Consider the following 20,883-nt stretch of genomic DNA (forward strand, 5'->3'; position numbering starts at 1 on the left):
CTTCACGAAAATTCATTCGTTAAAGCGACAGCCCCTTTTTTAGTTCTATTTTTCTCCTGCCTTCCATATACATTCTTTAAAGAGAGGTGGACAAGATGAGAAGAGAAAAGAAAGATCAAATTCTGGCGGTGCTTCCGGAGAAAATCCGAGGGATCCTGTTGAATCATGGACTGGATTTTGAGAAGATTCAGGAGATCCGGCTTCGGGAAGAACAGCCGCTTGCAGTGAAAAAAGAGGGAAAGGAAGAACTTTTTACCCATCGGGTGACAAAAGAAGAACTGCGTGAAACGATGGAATATGTATCCAATTATTCCCTGTATGCCTATGAAAATGAACTGCGCCAGGGGTTTCTGACGATTGAAGGAGGGCATCGGGTCGGAATTTCCGGGAAAATTATTTCGGAAAAGGAACAAATCCGGAATTTTCAGTATATTACATCGATCAATATCCGAATCTGCCATGAGATTACAGGTTGTGCGAATAAGCTGTTTCCTGTGATCCTTGAAAAAGGAAGACTTTGCCATACCATGATCATTTCCCCACCAGGTGGAGGAAAGACTACACTTTTGCGGGATCTGGTGCGGCAGATTTCGGATGGGAACCGCTGGGTGGAAGGAAGAAATGTGGGTGTGGTGGATGAACGTTCAGAGATTGGAGGATGCTATCGTGGCGTGCCACAGAACCAGCTTGGGATGCGGACAGATATTCTGGACAACTGCCCGAAAGCAGAAGGAATGATGATGCTGGTGCGGTCTATGGCGCCGGATGTGATCGCGGCAGATGAGATCGGGACAGCGAAGGATGTAGAGGCGATCGAGTACGCTATGCACTGTGGGGCAACCATGCTGACGACGGTGCATGGTTCCGGTATGGATGAGATCCGTGAAAAGCCACTGGTCAGCAATCTGGTAAAGGAAAGATGCTTTGCCAGATATGTTGTGATGAAATCCGGGAAACATGTAGGAGAAATTGAAGGGATTTATAACGAACGGGGAGAAAAACTGTGTATCTGAAAATGGTCGGATGCCTGGGAATTGTGGCGGCGACATCCGGCTATGGATACAGCAGGGGAATGGAATATCAGAGGCAGATCACGGATACCGGAGAGCTGCAAAGAGTGATAAGGCAGCTTGCGGGAGAAATGGAGTATACTTATGCACCACTCGCCCAGGTATGCGCTTCTGTTTCCCGAAGATGCAGTCAGAACTACAGGATCTGGTTGGAACATCTGGCAAAAGAATTGGAGATGCCGTCAAGAAGTCTTGCAATAATCTGGGAGAGGTGCTGCGAAAGTGATCTTGAATGTCTGCTCCTTGGCAGGGAGGAAAGGGTACGTCTGCATGAGCTTGGGAGGCAGCTTGGCAGCCTGGATAAGAAGCAGGAAACGCAGATTTTCTTGCAGTATGCAGAATTTCTGGAAGAAAAAAGAGGCGGTCTTTTAAAAGAAATTCAGGAAAAACGGAGGCTTTGCAATCTGCTGGGTGTTACAGCAGGGCTTTTCCTGACAATTTTGATTCTGTAAATAGGAGCGAAACATGAGTGTAAATCTGATATTTAAAATTGCGGCAGTCGGGATTCTGGTTTCTGTCCTGGGACAGGTGCTGAAACACAGCGGAAGAGAAGAACAGGCATTTCTCACAAGCCTTGCAGGACTACTCCTGGTTTTATTCTGGATCCTTCCTTATATTTCAGATCTGTTTGACGATATCAGACGGCTCTTTGCTCTGTAAAGGAGGGAAAAGATGAGTATCCTTAAGGCAGCCTGCATCGGGATTGCAGGAACTTTCCTGGCATTACAATTTCAAAATACCAGAAAAGAGTATGGGATCTATCTGGGGATTGCGGTCAGCATTTTCCTTTTTCTCGGAATGAGCCGGAATCTGTCGGTGATCCGGGAAACTTTGGAATTGGTTGGCAGCTTTGTAAAGATTGATGCGGTATATCTGACGGCAATGCTGAAAATCCTGGGTGTGACCTATCTGGCGGAATTTGCGGCAGCAATCTGCAAGGATGCCGGTTATCAGACGATCGCCGGGCAGATTGAGGTCTTTGCAAGGCTCAGTATACTTGCAATAGGAATGCCGATATTAAAAGCACTGCTTCTTGCAATCCGCGAACTTGGATAGTAAAAGGGAAGAAAAATGAAACATTATTTTCAGAAATATGGCATAGCATACATGATCGGACTTGTAATCTTCGTACTGATACTGCCGGTACAGGTATTTGCGGCAGGGGAAGATTCCTCTTCGGAAAACAGCCGGACAGAAGATAATATGACAGAAACGGATCTGGAAAAAACGCAGGAGGAAACAGAGCAGAAAATCTGGGAGCTGACAGAGGTAAAGGATCTGGATACGGCAATCCGGAAACTGTTCCCGGAAGAAAAACTGCATTTTCAGGATCTTGTTGAGTCTGTGATCCGGCAGGATGAAAACCTGTCTGCCGGACAGATCAGAAACTTTGTGACGGATCAGTTTTTCTATGTGCTGAAGGTCAATAAACCGGTGCTTGCATCTATTATTTTTCTGGTGCTGATCGCAGCGGTTTTTTCCAACTTTTCGGAAGTGTTTCAGAACTGTCAGATCTCACAGACCGCCTTTTTTCTGGTATACCTGTCTGTGATTACAGTCGGCATACGGAATTTTCAGGCAGCAGCCGTAGAGGTACAGCATGGACTCGAAAATCTGATCCTCTTTATGCGAGTACTCTGTCCTGTCTACTTTGTCTGTATGGCAGTCGCAGTGGGAAGTATTTCTGCGATCGCATTTTATAATCTGGCGCTTTTCCTGATTTTTCTTGTGGAACTTGTGATTTTGAAATGGATCGTTCCGTTGATCCAGATCGCACTTCTGATGGAAATCTTGAACAATCTGACGGAGGAGGAATTTCTTTCTAAGGCAGCGGAACTTTTGCGACTTGTAATCGGATGGAGTCTGAAAAGTCTGCTTGCCCTGGTGACGGGGATCGGGTTTATCGAGCGGATAATCAGTCCGGCGGCAGATCAGGTGAAAAGGAGTGTCTGGACAAAGGGCGTGGGAATGATTCCTGGAATCGGTGATGTAGTCAGCGGGACAAGCGAAGTCGTGCTTGGAAGTGCGGTCCTTTTAAAAAATGGAGTTGGAATTGCAGGGGCACTGCTTGTAACGGGAGTTGTGATGATCCCGGTCATCAATATGGGAATTCTGACGCTTCTTTACAAAGGAACGGCGGCACTTATCCAGCCGGTGTCTGATAAACGGATCGTGGAGGCCATCAGTTTTACCGGGGAAGGTTATCATATGCTGCTAAAGACGGTGCTTGTGACGGCGGTCCTGTTTCTGGTGACACTTGCAGTTGCGGCATCGGCAGCTTCGTAGGAGGGATAAAATGATACAGCTGGTTTACAGGTGGATGCAGAATCTCGCCGTTTATATGATTCTTGTAACCGCATTTTTGCAGGCACTTCCAGAGAATAGCTACCGGAAATATGTCCGTTTTTTCTGCGGACTTCTTCTGACCGTTCTGCTTGCCCAGCCGGTTCTGGACCTTATGGGGGAAGCCGGACAGGTAACGGAGCTGTATCGGACGGCGGAGTATGAGCAGATGATAAAAGAGATGGAGTATGCGGCGGATTTGCTCGAAAAGGGCGGTGAATGAAGATGTTTGAAATCCGTAAAATAAAAAAAGACAAGTGGCTGATCATATTACTTGTCGGACTGCTTCTGGTTGTGATCGCGATGCCTGTTTCCGATATAAAATCAGACCAGACACAGGATGAACAGCAGATGCAGAAGGCAGAAAATGCATCGGGGGATACTTATACAGATGCACTGGAAACACGGCTGGAAAATGCACTTGCAAAAGTAGAAGGAGTTGGAAATGTAAAGGTGATGATCACTCTGGCTTCTTCCTCGGAAAAGGTAGTGGAAAAGGATCAGGAGATGACAAGTGAGGTGCAGGAAGGGGAGAGCGGAGGAAAAAATACCAGTTCTTCAGAGACGGCAGTTTATGCAAACGGAAATGGAGAAGAAACGCCATATGTGAAACAGGAATTAAGTCCCCGGATAGAAGGTGTTCTCGTAATTGCAGATGGCGGAGATAATGCCATCGTGATTGAAAATATCACAGAGGCTGTGCAGGCATTATTCGGAGTAGACACGCATAAGATAAAAGTAATGAAGCATAACTAAAAAAGAATCTTATAGGAGGAAGGCTAGTGAAAAAAGTATTTAAGAAAAATCAGATTGTGATTGCGGTTCTTGCGGTGATGATCGCTGCGGCAGGATATCTGAACTATTCCGGAAAAATTTTTGGCTCGAAAAACAAAACAGCAGAGACGGGAAGCGAGATGGCAAATAAGGAACTTCTGGATATTTCGGATCAGGACACAGGAGGTGACAGCTCCCTCCAGACAGCGGATAACGATCAGGTGGACGGAAATCCGGGAGAGGCGGTGCTGACAAATGGATCGGTCAGTGCGCTTGTAGCACAGGCAAAAGTGAACCGGGAGCAGGTGCGGGCAAAAAACAAAGAAACCCTGCAGGCGATCATTGATAATGCAGATATCGCAGAAGACCAGAAAGCAGATGCAGTTGCGCAGATGGTGGAGATGACACAGCGCGCCGAACAGGAGGTCGCAATTGAGACTCTGCTTGCCAGCAAAGGCTTTCAGGATGCGGTGGTAAGTCTTACCGAAGAATCCGCAGATGTGGTCGTTGATGTGGCGGATCTGTCGGATGCAAAACGGGCACAGATCGAGGATATTGTCACACGCAAAGCAGAGGTAAATGCTGCAAATGTGGTGATCACACCGATCCATGAAAGTACAAATACGAGTGAATCAGGGGATTGATATTATAGCAAAAATACCATATAATAAGAGTTTGAGTGACATTGAGAAAATAGTAGGAGTAGAATAACATGGCAGATTTTACGAATGAGATAAAGAAAAGAAGAACATTTGCGATCATTTCCCATCCGGATGCAGGTAAGACTACCCTGACAGAGAAGTTTCTGTTATATGGTGGGGCAATCAATCAGGCAGGTTCTGTAAAAGGAAAGGCAACAGCGAAACATGCGGTTTCAGACTGGATGGAGATTGAAAAAGAAAGAGGTATTTCGGTAACATCTTCTGTCCTGCAGTTCCAGTATGACGGTTATTGCATCAATATTCTGGATACACCGGGACATCAGGATTTCTCGGAAGATACTTATCGTACTCTTATGGCGGCCGATTCGGCGGTTATGGTGATCGATGGATCAAAAGGTGTGGAGGCACAGACAAGAAAGCTGTTCAAAGTCTGCGTCATGCGTCATATTCCGATTTTTACATTTATCAATAAAATGGACCGTGAAGCGATGGATACCTTTGAATTACTGGATGATATTGAAAAGGAACTGGGGATCGCTACCTGTCCGATCAACTGGCCGATCGGTTCCGGAAAAGAATTCCGCGGCGTATTTGACCGGAACAGCAGAGAGCTGGAGATTTTCTCAGATACCAAGAAAGGAACCTCGATCGGGGAAGTTGAGAAGGTTTCCATCGACAGTGAGGAAGCAAAGGGCATCGTAAGTGAAGCACAGTTCGCACAGCTGGAAGAAGAGATTGAGCTTCTGGACGGAGCGAGTGCGGAATTTGACCAGGAGATGGTCAGCAAAGGAGAACTCTCTCCGGTATTTTTTGGATCAGCTCTGACCAACTTTGGTGTGGAGACCTTTCTTCAGCATTTCCTTAAGATGACGACTTCACCGCTTCCGAGAATGTCCGACAAAGGACTGATCGATCCGATGAAGGAAGAAGATTTTTCCGCATTTGTGTTTAAGATCCAGGCAAATATGAATAAGGCACACCGGGACAGAATCGCATTTATGCGTATCTGTTCCGGTGAATTCAAGGCGGGCATGGATGTCTTCCATATCCAGGGAGGCAGGAAAGTCCGTCTGTCACAGCCACAGCAGATGATGGCGAGTGAACGTCACATGATCGATACCGCTTATGGTGGAGACATCATCGGTGTATTTGATCCTGGTATCTTCTCCATTGGAGATACACTGACCAATTCAGTGGAAAAATTTGCATACGAAGGAATTCCGACTTTCGCACCGGAACATTTTGCCAGAGTACGCCAGGTGGATACGATGAAGAGAAAGCAGTTCATCAAGGGAATCAACGAGATCGCACAGGAAGGCGCGATCCAGATTTTCCAGGAATTCAACACCGGTATGGAAGAGATCATCGTCGGTGTAGTCGGTGTCCTGCAATTTGATGTATTAAAATACCGTCTGGAAAATGAATATAACGTGGAGATCCGTCTGGAACCACTTCCATACGAACATATCCGCTGGATCGAGAATGAAGAAATCAATATGGACAAGCTGGTCGGCACATCCGATATGAAGAAGATCAAGGACCTGAAAGACAGACCGCTTCTTCTGTTTGTCAACAGCTGGAGCATCCGTATGGTGCTGGAACGAAACGAAGGACTGAAACTTTCCGAATTCGGACGTTCCTAAAAAACTTTCCAATAAGGATCTTTTATGTTACAATGAACGCATAGCGACGAGCGCAGGACTGGGTGGGAAATGATCGGCTGCTTGCAGACGAATCATTTTCAAGCCAGGACTATGTGAGTGCAACGAACATCGAGGAACCGAAAGGTTCCGAGATGAGCGCGAGGGGCGGAAAAAGAGCGCAGTGCTGGGTGGGAAATGATCGGCTGCTCGCAGACGAATCACTTTCAGCCCAGACCTATGTGAGTGCAACGAACATCGAGGAACCGAAAGGTTCCGAGATGAGCGCGAGGAGCGGAAGAACCGCAGACAGGAGGACTTATAATGAGTAAAGAAGAGAGAAATACCTATAAGATAGAATCAGATGAGAACCTCGGAGAAGTACAGATTGCTGATGAAGTAGTTGCAATTATCGCAGGACTTGCAGCAATGGAGGTAGAGGGGGTATCTTCCATGGCAGGAAATGCAACCAGAGAACTGATCGCAAAGCTTGGAATGAAGAGCCTTTCCAAAGGAGTAAAGGTAGACGTGCTGGAAGGTATCGTTACCGTATCCCTTGCCCTGAACCTCAAATATGGTAGCAGTATCAAAGATACTACTTTAAAGGTACAGGAAAAAGTAAAGGCAGCAATCGAGAATATGACAGGTCTTACCGTTGCAGACGTAAACATCCGTGTTGCAGGTGTGGACATGCCGGAAGAAGAATAATTGGAGAGAGAACATGCGAAGAAGTAAAGTCAGAGAACATATATTTAAAATGCTCTTCAGCATCGGATTTGATGCGGCTGATGCAGACGAACAGATCGAACTGTATCTGGAACAGGTAGAAGAAGCAAGTGAGGAAGAATGCGGATATATGCGCAAAAAGGTCAAAGATATCGCAGCACATGAAGAAGAAATCGATGCGATGATCAATGAACATACAACCGGTTGGAAAACCGGACGTATGAATAAAGTGGATCTTTCTGTTCTTCGTCTTGCCGTATATGAGATGAAGTGGGATGACGAAGTGCCGGTCAAAGTAGCGATCAATGAAGCAGTTGAGCTGGCAAAGAATTTTTCGGGAGATGAGGGACCGGCATTTGTCAACGGTGTACTCGGAAAGCTTGCCTAAGAATCAGAAATCATGCGAAACGTATATACTGTAAAACAGGTCAATGCGTACATTAAGAATATGTTTACGCAAGACTTTATGTTGAATCGAATTTATATCAAAGGGGAAGTGTCAAACTGTAAGTACCATACTTCAGGACATCTGTACTTTTCACTGAAAGATGAGTCCGGAACGATTGCCTGTGTTATGTTTGCCGGGCAGCGCAGCGGGCTTTCTTTTCGTATGCAGGAAGGGCAGCAGGTAATCGTGCTTGGAAGCGTCAGCGTCTATGAAAGAGATGGCAGATATCAGGTTTATGCAAAGGAGATCGTACTGGATGGTGCGGGACTTCTTTATGAAAAATTTATAAAGCTCAAAAAAGAGCTGGAAGAAATGGGAATGTTTGCGCCGGAATATAAAAAGCCGATTCCGAAATATGTGCGGACAGTTGGTGTTGTAACGGCACCAACCGGAGCGGCAGTGCGCGATATTATCAACATTACCAGGCGGAGAAATCCATATGTGCAGATTCTTCTGTATCCGGCACTGGTACAGGGGGATGGCGCGTCTGAAAGTGTGGTACGGGGAATCCGTGCACTGGAGGAAGCAAAGGTTGATGTAATGATCGTTGGCAGAGGCGGGGGGTCTATTGAAGATCTGTGGGCATTTAACGAGGAAAAGGTAGCGCGCGCAGTTTTTGAATGCAGTGTACCGGTTATTTCGGCAGTAGGACATGAGACGGACACGACGATCATAGATTATGTAGCGGATCTTCGTGCACCGACGCCTTCTGCTGCGGCAGAGCTTGCAATCTGTAATTACCGGGAACTTCTGGAAACGATCCGGACAGAACGGGAAAGGATGCACCGAAGTATGAGGAGAAAGCTGGAGGTTGCATCACTTCATACAGCGCGGTATGCAGAAAAATTCCGTTACTTAAGTCCGTCAGGGAAACTTAAGTCCATGCGCCAGCAGCTTGCAGACTATGAGGAGCAGATCCCAAAAGCCATGCATCAGCGGTTGGAACAGGAACAGGAGAGGACCCGGAAAGTGCAGGAGATGCTGCCGCTTCTGATGGAGCGGAATCTGCGGGAAAACCGTCAGCAGCTTGCAATCCGGATCGAACGGATGAAGGGACTTTCTCCGCTTGCCAAGCTGAACCAGGGCTTTTCCTATGTACAGGGATCGGAAGGGACCGTAAAGAAAGTAGCGGATGTAAAAAAAGGAGACTGGCTTCGGATTTATGTGACAGACGGGCAGATCGAGGCACAGGTAACAGATACCAAGAAGGAGTAGGAAAATGGCAGATAAGAAAAACGAGATTGCAGAAGAAATGCCGGAAGAATCTCTGGAAGAGCTTTTTGCAAAGCTGGATCAGGTGGCAAAAGAGCTGGAATCGGGAGATACTTCGCTGGAAGAGTCCTTCGGACTGTATCAGAAGGGTATGGAAATGCTGAAGCTTTGTAATGAGAAGATTGATACAGTAGAGAAAAAAGTGCAGGTGCTGGAAGAGAATGGAGAAATACATGACTTTTAAAGAAGAAATGAAAGAAAGAACAGAAGTGATTGAAAAGCTTCTTGTAAAATATCTGCCGAAAGCAGAAGGTTACCAGAGCCAGATCATGGAGGCGATGGAGTACAGTGTGATGGCAGGCGGAAAGAGACTCCGCCCAATGCTGATGCAGGAGACATACCGCCTTTTCGGAGGAGAAGGAAAAGAAATCGAGCCGTTTATGGCAGCAATGGAGATGATCCATACTTATTCCCTGGTGCACGATGATCTGCCGGCAATGGACAATGACGAGTACCGTAGAGGAAGAAAGACAACGCATATTGTATACGGGGAAGCAATGGGGATTCTTGCCGGGGACGCACTTCTGAACTATGCGTTTGAGACGGCGGTAAAGGCATTTGAAATCGCACCTGAAAAGAGTCTTCTGATTGGAAAAGCTTTAAAAATCCTTGCAGAAAAAGCCGGTATTTACGGGATGATAGGCGGTCAGGTCGTGGATGTGGCTTCCTGCGGTGTGGGACTTGATGAAGGCATGCTGAACTTTATCTATGAACTGAAAACAGGAGCGCTGATCGAAAGTTCGATGATGATCGGGGCACTTCTTGCAGGTGCAGAGGATGCAGAGCTTGAGAAAGTGCAGAAGATCGCATCGGATGTGGGGATTGCTTTCCAGATCCAGGATGACATCCTGGATGTGACAAGTACTACAGAAGAGCTTGGCAAACCGGTCCACAGCGATGAAAAAAATGAAAAAACAACCTATGTTACATTAAAAGGTCTGGAAAAAGCAACCAGAGATGTGGAAGTTATTTCACAGGAAGCACTGGGGCTGCTTTCCGGGTTGGACAGAGAAAATACGTATCTGACACAGCTGATACAGGAACTGATACACAGGAAAAAATAAGCGGGGTGGATGAAGTGTATCTGGAGCAGATTCACGAAGCGAATGATATCAAAAAATTAAATGAACAGGAACTGGCAGGGCTTGCAGAAGAAATCCGTACCTTTCTTGTTGAGAAGATCAGCAAGACAGGAGGGCATCTTGCGTCCAATCTGGGTGTGGTAGAGCTTACCATGGCAATGCATCTCAGTTTTCAGCTTCCGGAGGATAAGATGATCTGGGATGTAGGGCATCAGTCTTATACGCATAAAATTCTGACCGGAAGGAAAGAAGGATTTGATGATCTGAGAAAATATGGTGGGATGAGCGGTTTCCCGAAACGAAAAGAAAGTGACTGTGATGCCTTTGATACCGGTCATAGCTCCACTTCAATTTCGGCCGGACTTGGCTATGCCAGAGGAAGGGATATCCTGGGGCAGGATTATTCCGTGATCTCTGTTATCGGTGACGGATCCCTGACCGGAGGAATGGCATATGAAGCACTGAATAATGCTGCGGAGATGAAGACGAATTTCATCATCGTGCTTAACGATAACCATATGTCTATTTCCAAAAATGTCGGTGGAATGTCCAGTTATCTCGGAGAGCTGCGCACTGCCCGGGCCTATACCGACCTGAAGGATACCGTGGAAAATGTACTTGGCAGTATTCCATTTGGCGGTGAAAAGATGGTGCGGCATATTAAGCGCACCAAGAGCAGCATCAAGCAGCTTTTGGTTCCGGGAATGTTCTTTGAAGATATGGGAATCAAGTATTTAGGACCGGTGGACGGGCATGACCTGAAGGCACTGTGCCGTGCGTTTACCGAGGCAAAAAGGGTAAAAGGACCGGTGCTTGTCCATGTACTGACGAAAAAGGGGAAAGGGTATCTCCCGGCAGAAGAAAACCCTTCCCGTTTCCATGGAACAGGTCCGTTTGATATCCAGACAGGAGAGCCGATTTCCAAAAGTGGAAAGGATTCCTGTACAGATGTGTTTTCCAAGGTTATGCTGGATCTGGCAAAAAAAGATGACAGACTGGTAGCGATCACGGCGGCAATGGAAGACGGTACCGGCCTGGCAGCATTTCACAGATACTATCCGGACCGCTTTTTTGATGTGGGGATCGCAGAGGGACATGGCGTGACCTTTGCGGCAGGACTTGCTGCGGCAGGACTGCATCCGGTATTTGCTGTATATTCTTCGTTTTTACAGAGAGGATTTGACCAGATGATCCATGATGTCTGTCTGCAGAAGCTTCCAGTCGTATTTGCCGTGGACAGGGCAGGACTTGTGGGAAGCGACGGGGAGACCCATCAGGGGATCTTTGATCTTTCTTATTTGTCAATGATTCCGAATATGACCGTCCTTTCTCCGAAAAATAAATGGGAACTGGCGGACATGGTGCGGTTTGCGGTGAGACTTGGAGCACCGGCAGCAGTGCGCTATCCAAGAGGCAGCGCATTTGACGGATTCCGTGAATACAGAGCACCGATTGAGTATGGAAAGAGTGAGCCGGTCTATGAAGAAGAGGATATTGCGATCATCAGTGTCGGACATATGTTTGAGCAGGCAGTTCAGGTTCGGAAGCATTTGAAAGAGATTGGATATAACTGTACCCTGATCAATGCCCGGTTTGTAAAGCCGGTGGATGAGGAGATGCTCCGGAAACTGACGGTGGAACACCGGCTGATCGTGACACTGGAAGAGAATATCCGCAGAGGCGGATTCGGAGAATTTGTGACTGCTTATCTGGCAGGTCTTGAGACAGACGCAGAGGTTCTGAATCTGGCACTGCCGGATGACTATATCGAACACGGAAGTGTAGACCTACTTCGCAGTGAGGTGATGTTGGATATTGAATCCTGCGTGGCCAGGATTATCACTGCATATATAGCAGAAGAGAGCAGGAGGGATTGATAGAGAATGAAAGAACGGTTGGATGTATTACTTGTAAAGAGAAATCTGGCATCCTCTAGAGAAAAGGCAAAAGCGATTATCATGTCCGGCAATGTATTCGTGGACGGGCAGAGAGAGGATAAAGCGGGAACTTCCTTTTCGGAAGAGGTTCAGATCGAAGTCCGTGGACATGCACTTCCGTATGTCAGCCGCGGAGGACTTAAGCTGGAAAAGGCGATGAAGAATTTTGATGTATCCATGGAAGGAAAGGTATGTACCGATGTGGGATCTTCGACAGGAGGATTTACAGACTGCATGCTGCAAAATGGAGCAGTCAAGGTGTTTGCCATCGATGTGGGACATGGTCAGCTGGACTGGAAATTACGTCAGGATGAAAGAGTGGTCTGCATGGAAAAGACCAACATCCGTTATGTACAGCCGGAAGATCTGGGAGAACCGATTGATTTTTCATCGATTGATGTTTCTTTTATTTCGCTGACGAAGGTACTTCTCCCAATCCGCAATTACCTGAAAGAGAACGGAGAGATCGTTGCGTTGATCAAGCCACAGTTTGAAGCCGGACGTGAGAAGGTTGGGAAAAAAGGTGTGGTAAGGGAAAAGAGTACCCATATCGAGGTCATCGAAAAAGTAACCGATTATGCAGTATCGATCGGCTTTGAAGTAGCAGCACTTGAATTTTCACCGATCAAAGGACCGGAAGGGAATATCGAGTATCTGGTACATCTGAAAAAAAGGCCGGAGGAAGAGGCAAGGATTGTGGAGAGCGTAGACATTCGGGGGACTGTCGATGCTGCTTTTGACACACTTGCAAAAAAGGATCCGGCTGAGGAGAAGAAATAAAAAGACATGGAAAAGTTTTACATTATCACGAATGATATGAAGGATGCAAATCGGAAGATCACCGTGAAAATCAAAAAATGCATTGAATCCTACGGGAAGAAATGTTATCTGGAAGAGCAGCCGGAAGAAGGAAATTTTTCAAAGATCAAGATTCCAAAGGATATTGATTGTGTGTTGACGGTAGGCGGAGACGGAACCTTTATCCAGGCATCCAGACGTCTGTTCGGGCGGGATCTTCCGATGCTTGGAATCAATATGGGCACCCTTGGCTATCTGACCGAGGTAGAGGTGCAGAATGTAGAAGAGGCTGTAAAACAGCTCGTAGAGGGCAATTATACGATTGAAGAGCGGATGATGCTGTATGGATCCGCTGCATATCGCAATGTAAGAGATGTGGCACTCAATGATATTGTCATGACGAGATCCGGCAGCATGAAGATCGTTCATTTTAATCTCTATGTTAACGGAGAGTTTTTGAACTCCTATGATGCGGACGGACTGATCGTGTCCACACCGACGGGTTCTACTGCGTACAATCTGTCTGCAGGAGGACCGATTGTGGAGCCGACAGCGTCATTGATTGTTGTGACACCGATCTGCTCGCATGCACTCAATTCCCGCAGTATTGTTTTCGCGGACAAAGATGAGATCGTGATCGAGATTGGTGCAAAACGGGAAAATCAGATCGAGGAAGCAGTGATTGCATATGATGGTGCGGATGAAGTCCCGCTTCATACCGGTGACCGGATCCGGATCAAAAAGGCGTGGGAGACAGCAAAAATCGTAAAACTCAGCAAAGTGAGCTTTCTGGAAACATTACGTGAAAAGATGAAAGGAAACTAGAAGATGAAAGTAAACCGACATGCCAAAATTGTAGAATTGATCAACAAATATCAGATTGAGACACAGGATGAGCTTGCCGAGTATCTGAATGAAGCGGGATTTAAAGTGACGCAGGCAACGGTATCCAGAGACATCCGCGACTTAAAGCTCACCAAGGTTCCGGCAGAAAACGGCAGGCAGAAATATGCGGTACTCCAGAGTACACAGAACGGAATGACTGAAAAATATGTGCGCATTTTGCGGGATGGATTCAGCTCTATGGATATGGCTCAGAATATTCTGGTACTGAAAACGGTATCCGGTATGGCGATGGCGGTGGCTGCGGCACTGGATGCGATGAACTGGAATGAGATCGTTGGCTGTATTGCCGGGGATGATACGATCATGTGCGCTGTGCGGACCGTGGATGATACGATTCTACTGATGGAAAAGATCAAGAAACTACTGGAACAATAGACAGGAGAAAGAATGTTACAAAATTTGCATGTAAAAAATCTGGCGCTAATCGATGAGGCGGAAGTGGATTTCTCTGGTGGACTCAATATCCTGACCGGGGAAACCGGTGCCGGAAAATCAATTATCCTGGGGAGTGTCAGTCTTGCCCTGGGCGGAAGATATTCAGCAGATATGCTTCGTAAGGGAGCCGATAAGGGACTTGTAGAACTGACCTTTTATGTGGAAAATCCGGAAACGGTACGGAAGCTGGAAGAGATGGATCTTTCGCCGGACGGAGGGCAGATCATTATCACCAGACGGTTTAACGGAAACCGAAGTGTGAGCCGGATCAATGGAGAGACTGTGACACTGGGGCGGCTAAAGGAAGCAGCCCAGGTTCTGATCGATATTCACGGGCAGCATGAGCATCAGTCACTGTTATATAAAAAAAATCATCTGGCAATTCTGGATGCATTTGCAAAAGAAGCCGGAGAATGGAAGAAAAAAGTGGCGGATTCATACAGGGAATACCGTCGGCTGGAAAAAGAACTTAAGGAAGCCGATAAAGACGAGGCTGAGAGAGCCAAAGAGATTTCTTTTCTTGAATTTGAGATTGATGAGATTGAAAATGCAGGAATCACTGCGGCAGAATGCCAGTCGGTAGAAGAAGATTACCGGCGGATGATGCAGGGAAAAAGAATCGCAGAGAATCTGGAAGAGGCGTATCTGTATACAGCAGGAGAAGGCGGTATAAGTGCGGCAGAAGCGATCGGACGGGCAGTACGTGCGGCGGCTGTGGCGGCAGAACATGATGACAAATCGGGAGAACTGTATGAACAGCTGGTCGAAGTGGAGAATCTGATCGGGGATTCCGGGCGCGAGCTTCGCTGTTATCTGGACAGTCTTTCCTTTGAACCGGAACAGTTCTATGAGACGGAGAGCCGGCTGAACCAGATCAATCATCTGAAGGTCAAATACGGAGATTCGGCAGAGGCAATTCTGCAGCATAAGGCGGATGACGAGGAGCGCCTCCTGATTTTAAAAAATTATGATGAATATTTAAATGAATTAAAGGGAAAACTGAAAAAATCAGAGGAACGTCTGCAAAAAGAATGCGAGGGTCTGTCGAAGATCCGTAAAAAAGAGGCAAAGCTTTTGCAGGCAAAGATCGCAGAAGGACTTCAGGATCTGAATTTCCTGGATGTCTGCTTTGAAATTCGGTTTTCAAAAACCTCCGGGTACACAGTAGAAGGAACGGATGAGGTGGAATTTATGATCTCCATGAATCCGGGTGAACCGACAAGACCGCTTGCAACTGTGGCATCCGGCGGTGAACTTTCCCGCATCATGCTTGCGATCAAGGCAGTCATGGCGGATAAAGATGAGATCGAGACACTGATCTTTGATGAGATCGATGTGGGGATCAGCGGTCGTACCGCACAGAAGGTTTCCGAGAAGATGTGCCTGATCGGCAGGAAACATCAGGTGATCTGCATTACGCATCTGGCACAGATCGCTGCAATGGCAGATACTCATTACCTGATTGAAAAACGGGTGGAAGATCAGATGACAAAGACCAAGATCCGGCAGCTTGACGGGGAAGAATCTGTGCAGGAGCTGGGAAGGATCCTTGGAGGCGCAAAGATTACGGATGCGGTGCTGAAAAACGCACGGGAGATGAAAATTCTGGCATCCGGTTTGAAAAAATAAGATTGAGCACATACTAGAGGCAGGAGAAAAAATCCTGCCTTATTTTTTGCGGAATTTTAGGGAGGAAAAAGGGGTGTGCAATGTCGGTTAGAAGTTATCGGAAAATGTTAAGTGTGTTATTAGCGGTAATCGTGGTTATAGGAGGCGGCTATTGCTACAGGGAATGGCGGGCTGAGAAAGCGGAGAGGGAGGCTTCGGTCAGTGAACTTTCGGGAAACCTTCTGATTCCGGGAGGGATGCCGGTTGGGATCTATATGGAGACGGATGGCGTGATGGTGCTGGGGACGCAGGAAATTAAGGGAAAAGATGGGATCGGTGTGAATCCGGCGAAGCATCTGGTGAAGGAGGGAGATTATATTGTCGGAGTTGATTCTGACAGTATTTATAATAAATCTGAGCTTATCGAACGGGTTAAAAAATTATCGAATAAGTCCGTTGTCTTACACATTCGTCGAAAAAAAGTGTATATTGATGTACAACTTCATCCGACAAAAGATGAAGGCGGGGCATATAAACTTGGAATCTGGGTGCGTGATAACGCGCAGGGACTCGGCACAATCACTTTTCTGAATGCAGATAGTGAATACGGTGCGTTGGGACATGGAATACATGATGTAGATACCGGCAAACTGATCGAAATGTCAACGGGAAGATTATATGATACCAGCATTCAGAATATTAAAAAAGGTGAGAACGGAAATCCCGGAGGGATGGAAGGGATCATTGTCTACAATCATTACAATATTTTAGGTTCGATTACTACAAACACAGAGACAGGGATTTATGGGAAATTAGACAGGATTGAGAGAATATTTGACAGCAAAGAAGCTTATCCGGCTGTGGCAAAGGAAGAAATTCAGGTCGGAAAGGCGTATATCCGCTGTGCGGTAAGCGGAAAGACAGAAGATTATACAGTCAGAATCACAAAAGTTGACCTGGATGCCAGGGAGGTGAATAAGGGGATTGAAATTCAGGTTACTGACAAACGGTTACTTAAACTGACCGGTGGGATTGTGCAGGGAATGAGTGGAAGCCCCATTATGCAGAATGGAAAGATTATAGGCGCAGTAACACATGTTTTCGTACAGGATGCGACAAAAGGATACGGAATATTTATCGAAAACATGCTGGAAAATCTGAAAAAAGATTGAAATATGCGAACTTTGTCAGATTTCTGCGACACCATTTGCTTGTATTCGCAGAATACAGAAGGTTATAATAGGTTCCATTCCAGTGCAAATTGTCACTTTAAGGAGGGGAAAGGCTTTATGGAAAAACTGAATGTAGCGATTGCTGACGATAACGAAAGAATGTTGAATTTACTAGGAGAAATTGTAGAAAGTGATAAAGATCTCAAACTGGTGGGAAAAGCCAGGAACGGAGAAGATATTTATCACATTATAAGAGATAAACAGCCTGACGTTGTACTTCTTGACCTAATTATGCCGAAAATGGATGGAATCAGTGTGATGGAAATGATAGGCGCAGATAAAACAGTAAAGAAACAGCCGAATTTTATTATTGTAACTGCGATTGGACAGGAGAGGATCACGGAAGATGCCTTCGAAAAAGGAGCAGCCTACTACATCCTGAAACCATTTCGCAATGAAACAATCCTTCAGCGGATCAAAAGCTCCGGACATGCGGAAAAGAGTGTAGCGCCTTACACAGATTATACCGTATATGCGGAACCTTCTGAGGAGGACCTGGAAACACAGGTGACAGAACTGCTCCATGAAATCGGAATCCCGGCACATATAAAAGGGTATCATTATTTGAGGGATTCCATTCTGATGGCGGTTGACGATATGGAAGTTTTAAATGCGATCACAAAGATCCTGTATCCGACAGTCGCGAAAAAGAACCAGACCACATCGAGCCGTGTTGAACGGGCGATCCGCCATGCGATCGAGGTTGCATGGAGCAGGGGAAAGCTGGATACCTTAGAAGCTCTTTTCGGTTACACAGTAAGTAACGGGAAAGGAAAACCGACCAATTCTGAATTTATTGCTCTGGTCGCAGACACGATCAGACTGAAATCAAAGCGCAGATAATTCTTTTCAAACGGATGAAATTGCGGTATAATTATAAATAAGCCGCGAGAGTAAGGAGGGTGTTAAATGAAAAAAGTATTATTTGTGTCATCTGAATCAGTTCCGTTTATCAAAACAGGAGGATTAGCCGATGTAGTGGGATCACTACCAAAATATTTTGATAAGAACAAATACGATGTACGTGTTATGCTTCCAAAGTATATGTGCATGAAAGACGAATGGAAAGATAAACTTTCTTACAGACTTCATTTCTATATGGATCTGAACTGGAGACAGCAGTATGTAGGGCTTCTTGAACTTCAGTACGAAGGAATCACTTTTTATTTCATAGACAATGAATATTATTTTAATGGTTCGCAGCCATATGGTGATATTGCATACGATATTGAGAAGTTTGCATTCTTTTCAAAAGCAGCCTTAAGTGCACTGCCACTTCTGGATTTCAGACCGGATATCATTCACTGTCATGACTGGCAGACCGGGCTTGTTCCGATTTATCTGGATAATTTCCGCTATAACAATGAGTTTTTCCGTGGAATCAAGACTGTGATCACCATACATAACCTCAAATTCCAGGGTATCTGGGATAAGAAGACGGTTATGGATATCACCGGACTTCCGGCATACTATTTCTCACCGGATAAGCTGGAAGCATATGACGATGCCAACTATCTGAAAGGCGGAATTGTCTACGCTGACCGTGTGACAACGGTAAGTAGCAGTTACGCGGAAGAGATCAAGACACCGTTTTACGGGGAGAAGCTGGAAGGACTGATGCAGGCAAGATCAAACTGCCTGTCAGGAATTGTCAATGGTATTGATTACGGTGATTTTAATCCGGCAACAGATACCAACATTGCAAGAACTTACTCTGTCGAAAACTTCCGCAAGGAGAAAGTGAAAAATAAAATGGCGCTGCAGGAAGAACTCGGACTGGAGAGAGATCCGCACCGTATGATGATCGGTATCGTATCCAGACTGACCGACCAGAAGGGGTTTGACCTGATCGACTGTGTGATGGATGAACTTTGCCAGGATGCGGTTCAGATCGTCGTACTCGGTACCGGAGATGAGAGATACGAGAACATGTTCCGTCATTTCGCATGGAAGTATCCGGATAAGGTATCTGCACAGATCTATTATTCAGAGCCGATGTCTCACAAGATCTATGCATCCTGTGATGCATTCTTGATGCCGTCATTATTTGAACCATGTGGACTGAGCCAGCTGATGAGTCTGAGATATGGTACGGTGCCGATCGTAAGAGAGACAGGCGGACTCAAAGATACTGTAGAAGCTTACAACGAATACGAGAAGACCGGAACCGGATTCAGCTTCACCAATTACAATGCGCATGAGATGCTTGCAACCGTAAGATATGCAGAACAGATTTACTATGACAGGAAGCGTGACTGGAACAAGATCGTAGAGCGTGGTATGGAAAAAGACTTTTCATGGAAGAATTCAGCCAAACTTTACGAAGAACTTTACGAAAATATGTAAAATGCATTCTGGTAATTTGCCGGAAAATATGGTATCATGAAAAGAAAATTTTACAGAGGAGAAACATTCATTATGAGGATTATAGACAAAATTAAAGCAGACGGAGTACATATTTCCTTTGAAGTGTTTCCGCCGAAGACGGATGCGGGCTTTGAATCCGTGTTAAAAGCAACGGATGGAATCGCAGAGCTTAACCCGTCATTTATCAGTGTTACCTATGGAGCCGGTGGTGGAACCAGTAAGAATACGGTTAAAATTGCAAGTCATATCAAGAATGACCTGAAGATTCCGGCACTTGCACATCTGACTTGTGTGTCTTCAACAAAGGAAGAGGTACATAAGGTCATCAGACAGCTTCAGAAAGAAGGGATTGAGAATATCCTTGCACTCAGAGGAGATATCCCGCAGGATGGACAGTTTCCACTTCCGGGACAGTATTCTCATGCTTGTGAACTGATCGAAGACATCAAAAAAATGGGAGACTTCTGCATCGGAGCTGCATGCTATCCGGAAGGACATGTAGAGATGGAACACAAGAAAGATGATATCCGTTATCTCAAAGAAAAGGTAGACAGTGGAGTGGATTTTATTACCACACAGATGTTTTTCAATAATGATATTTTCTATAATTTTCTGTATCGTATCCGTGAACAGGGAATCATGATACCGGTGCTTCCGGGAATCATGCCGATCACAACGAAAAAGCAGCTCGCAAGAAGCTGTGCCCTTTCAGGAACTGCTGTTCCGCAGAGATTCCGTGCGATCGTCGATTATTTCGGAGATGATCCGGCAGCGATGAAGCAGGCGGGAATTGCATATGCGACTGATCAGATCATTGACCTGATCGCAAATGGAGTCCGCAATATCCACGTATATTCGATGAACAAACCGGAAGTGGCTGCTGCGATCATGCAGAACCTTTCAGAAATCGTAAAATAAAGGAACGTAAGAAAGATGACAGATGCCAGAACGAAAGAAGCAATTCGTTATCTGGGATATGGAAGACATGCGGTAGATGAACAGACGCTTACGCTGATCGATGTTTCCTTCGTGGAGCTCGATCAGACCACGCAGGCAAAATCCGTCTATCGCATTTTTGACTGTAAAGTTACAGGAGAAGACCAGGTGACGATCGGAAAAATGAATATTAAAAGCAGAAGTCTCGGAAAGAATCTCAGAGGCTGCAAAGAGGCAGTTATATTTGGCGCAACACTCGGTACCGGTGTCGATATGCTGATGAAACGTTATTCACTGACAGATATGGCGAAATCTGTTGTATTGCAGGCATGCGCAGCTGCATATCTGGAGGAGTACTGTGACGATCTGCAGCTTTCGATCGGAGAAGAGTTAAAAGCACAGAATAAATGGCTCAGACCGAGATTCAGTCCGGGATACGGTGATTTTGATATCCATCATCAGGACGATATCCTACGGATGCTGGATACGGCAAAGAAGATCGGACTTACCATGACAGACAGCTATATGCTCACACCGACAAAATCGGTGACTGCAATCATTGGGATCAGTGATACGCAGGAAAAATGTCACATCAAAGGCTGCGAAGCGTGTGAGAAGAAGGACTGCATTTACAGAAGAAATTAAGG

The 20,883-nt window shown here is 46.0% G+C and carries 25 protein-coding genes; all 25 read left to right on the plus strand.

Annotated elements, in window-relative coordinates; translation table 11 throughout:
- The first annotated feature begins 95 nt into the window (after window positions 1-95).
- The 25 genes from spoIIIAA (at window position 96) to PG766_RS15020 (ending at window position 20,881) form a co-directional block, all read left to right on the plus strand.
- Window positions 96-1,013 carry a stage III sporulation protein AA gene (spoIIIAA, locus tag PG766_RS14900; RefSeq protein ID WP_118199642.1) on the plus strand — a complete coding sequence of 306 codons (918 nt, stop codon included), beginning with the start codon at window positions 96-98 and terminating at the stop codon, window positions 1,011-1,013.
- Entirely contained in the window at window positions 1,004-1,522 is a 519-nt protein-coding gene (locus tag PG766_RS14905; RefSeq protein WP_117823786.1) for a stage III sporulation protein AB, read from the plus strand. The genes spoIIIAA and PG766_RS14905 overlap by 10 nt, the downstream gene beginning before the upstream one ends.
- 13 nt (window positions 1,523-1,535) lie before the next feature.
- Window positions 1,536-1,730 carry a stage III sporulation protein AC gene (spoIIIAC, locus tag PG766_RS14910; RefSeq protein WP_008369289.1) on the plus strand — a complete coding sequence of 65 codons (195 nt, stop codon included), beginning with the start codon at window positions 1,536-1,538 and terminating at the stop codon, window positions 1,728-1,730.
- Window positions 1,731-1,742: 12 nt separating this feature from the next.
- A complete protein-coding gene (locus PG766_RS14915) occupies window positions 1,743-2,126 on the plus strand; it encodes a SpoIIIAC/SpoIIIAD family protein (RefSeq protein WP_117556513.1) in 384 nt (127 codons plus the stop codon).
- Between the two features lie 15 nt (window positions 2,127-2,141).
- Window positions 2,142-3,356, plus strand: coding sequence for a stage III sporulation protein AE (locus tag PG766_RS14920; RefSeq protein WP_118199643.1), 1,215 nt, complete (start codon window positions 2,142-2,144; stop codon window positions 3,354-3,356).
- Window positions 3,357-3,366: 10 nt separating this feature from the next.
- Complete coding sequence (locus tag PG766_RS14925; protein WP_055247060.1) at window positions 3,367-3,636, plus strand: stage III sporulation protein AF; 270 nt, start codon at window positions 3,367-3,369, stop codon at window positions 3,634-3,636.
- Window positions 3,633-4,169: a stage III sporulation protein AG gene (locus PG766_RS14930; RefSeq protein ID WP_118199644.1), complete on the plus strand. Its 537-nt coding sequence runs from the start codon at window positions 3,633-3,635 to the stop codon at window positions 4,167-4,169. The genes PG766_RS14925 and PG766_RS14930 overlap by 4 nt, the downstream gene beginning before the upstream one ends.
- A 26-nt stretch (window positions 4,170-4,195) precedes the next feature.
- Complete coding sequence (locus PG766_RS14935) at window positions 4,196-4,831, plus strand: SpoIIIAH-like family protein (protein ID WP_008369281.1); 636 nt, start codon at window positions 4,196-4,198, stop codon at window positions 4,829-4,831.
- Between the two features lie 68 nt (window positions 4,832-4,899).
- Window positions 4,900-6,492: a peptide chain release factor 3 gene (locus tag PG766_RS14940; protein ID WP_118199645.1), complete on the plus strand. Its 1,593-nt coding sequence runs from the start codon at window positions 4,900-4,902 to the stop codon at window positions 6,490-6,492.
- 152 nt (window positions 6,493-6,644) lie between these two features.
- Window positions 6,645-6,821, plus strand: coding sequence for a hypothetical protein (locus PG766_RS14945; protein WP_270591140.1), 177 nt, complete (start codon window positions 6,645-6,647; stop codon window positions 6,819-6,821).
- Window positions 6,814-7,197, plus strand: a complete 384-nt coding sequence (locus PG766_RS14950) for an Asp23/Gls24 family envelope stress response protein (RefSeq protein WP_008369274.1) — start codon at window positions 6,814-6,816, stop codon at window positions 7,195-7,197. Before PG766_RS14945 ends, PG766_RS14950 begins: the two co-directional genes overlap by 8 nt.
- A 13-nt stretch (window positions 7,198-7,210) precedes the next feature.
- Window positions 7,211-7,603 (plus strand): transcription antitermination factor NusB, encoded by a 393-nt coding sequence (nusB, locus tag PG766_RS14955; RefSeq protein WP_118199646.1) that lies wholly within the window; start codon window positions 7,211-7,213, stop codon window positions 7,601-7,603.
- 12 nt (window positions 7,604-7,615) lie between these two features.
- Window positions 7,616-8,878 carry an exodeoxyribonuclease VII large subunit gene (gene xseA / locus PG766_RS14960; protein ID WP_182438658.1) on the plus strand — a complete coding sequence of 421 codons (1,263 nt, stop codon included), beginning with the start codon at window positions 7,616-7,618 and terminating at the stop codon, window positions 8,876-8,878.
- A 4-nt stretch (window positions 8,879-8,882) separates the two neighbouring features.
- The gene (gene xseB / locus PG766_RS14965; protein ID WP_008369268.1) at window positions 8,883-9,119 is read left to right on the plus strand and encodes an exodeoxyribonuclease VII small subunit; all 237 of its coding nucleotides are present in this window, start codon (window positions 8,883-8,885) and stop codon (window positions 9,117-9,119) included.
- The gene (locus tag PG766_RS14970) at window positions 9,109-9,999 is read left to right on the plus strand and encodes a polyprenyl synthetase family protein (protein ID WP_118199648.1); all 891 of its coding nucleotides are present in this window, start codon (window positions 9,109-9,111) and stop codon (window positions 9,997-9,999) included. The genes xseB and PG766_RS14970 overlap by 11 nt, the downstream gene beginning before the upstream one ends.
- 14 nt (window positions 10,000-10,013) lie before the next feature.
- Entirely contained in the window at window positions 10,014-11,894 is a 1,881-nt protein-coding gene (dxs, locus tag PG766_RS14975) for a 1-deoxy-D-xylulose-5-phosphate synthase (RefSeq protein ID WP_118199658.1), read from the plus strand.
- Between the two features lie 6 nt (window positions 11,895-11,900).
- Window positions 11,901-12,734 (plus strand): TlyA family RNA methyltransferase, encoded by an 834-nt coding sequence (locus tag PG766_RS14980; protein ID WP_008369262.1) that lies wholly within the window; start codon window positions 11,901-11,903, stop codon window positions 12,732-12,734.
- A 6-nt stretch (window positions 12,735-12,740) separates the two neighbouring features.
- Complete coding sequence (locus PG766_RS14985; protein ID WP_118199649.1) at window positions 12,741-13,577, plus strand: NAD(+)/NADH kinase; 837 nt, start codon at window positions 12,741-12,743, stop codon at window positions 13,575-13,577.
- A 3-nt stretch (window positions 13,578-13,580) separates the two neighbouring features.
- Window positions 13,581-14,033, plus strand: a complete 453-nt coding sequence (argR, locus tag PG766_RS14990) for an arginine repressor (RefSeq protein ID WP_118199650.1) — start codon at window positions 13,581-13,583, stop codon at window positions 14,031-14,033.
- A 12-nt stretch (window positions 14,034-14,045) separates the two neighbouring features.
- A complete protein-coding gene (gene recN / locus PG766_RS14995; protein WP_117823795.1) occupies window positions 14,046-15,722 on the plus strand; it encodes a DNA repair protein RecN in 1,677 nt (558 codons plus the stop codon).
- A gap of 80 nt (window positions 15,723-15,802) precedes the next feature.
- A complete protein-coding gene (gene spoIVB / locus PG766_RS15000) occupies window positions 15,803-16,873 on the plus strand; it encodes a SpoIVB peptidase (RefSeq protein ID WP_117556529.1) in 1,071 nt (356 codons plus the stop codon).
- A gap of 117 nt (window positions 16,874-16,990) precedes the next feature.
- Window positions 16,991-17,776 carry a sporulation transcription factor Spo0A gene (spo0A, locus tag PG766_RS15005; RefSeq protein WP_022220247.1) on the plus strand — a complete coding sequence of 262 codons (786 nt, stop codon included), beginning with the start codon at window positions 16,991-16,993 and terminating at the stop codon, window positions 17,774-17,776.
- A gap of 66 nt (window positions 17,777-17,842) precedes the next feature.
- Window positions 17,843-19,279, plus strand: a complete 1,437-nt coding sequence (gene glgA / locus PG766_RS15010) for a glycogen synthase GlgA (RefSeq protein ID WP_118199651.1) — start codon at window positions 17,843-17,845, stop codon at window positions 19,277-19,279.
- Window positions 19,280-19,351: 72 nt separating this feature from the next.
- Complete coding sequence (metF, locus tag PG766_RS15015) at window positions 19,352-20,218, plus strand: methylenetetrahydrofolate reductase [NAD(P)H] (protein ID WP_118199652.1); 867 nt, start codon at window positions 19,352-19,354, stop codon at window positions 20,216-20,218.
- A gap of 15 nt (window positions 20,219-20,233) precedes the next feature.
- Window positions 20,234-20,881, plus strand: coding sequence for a vitamin B12 dependent-methionine synthase activation domain-containing protein (locus tag PG766_RS15020; RefSeq protein WP_118199653.1), 648 nt, complete (start codon window positions 20,234-20,236; stop codon window positions 20,879-20,881).
- Window positions 20,882-20,883 lie beyond the last annotated feature (2 nt).

Origin of the sequence: Coprococcus sp. LG101-27 (assembly GCF_027695515.1) — a bacterium.
Lineage (GTDB): Bacteria > Bacillota > Clostridia > Lachnospirales > Lachnospiraceae > Allocoprococcus > Allocoprococcus comes.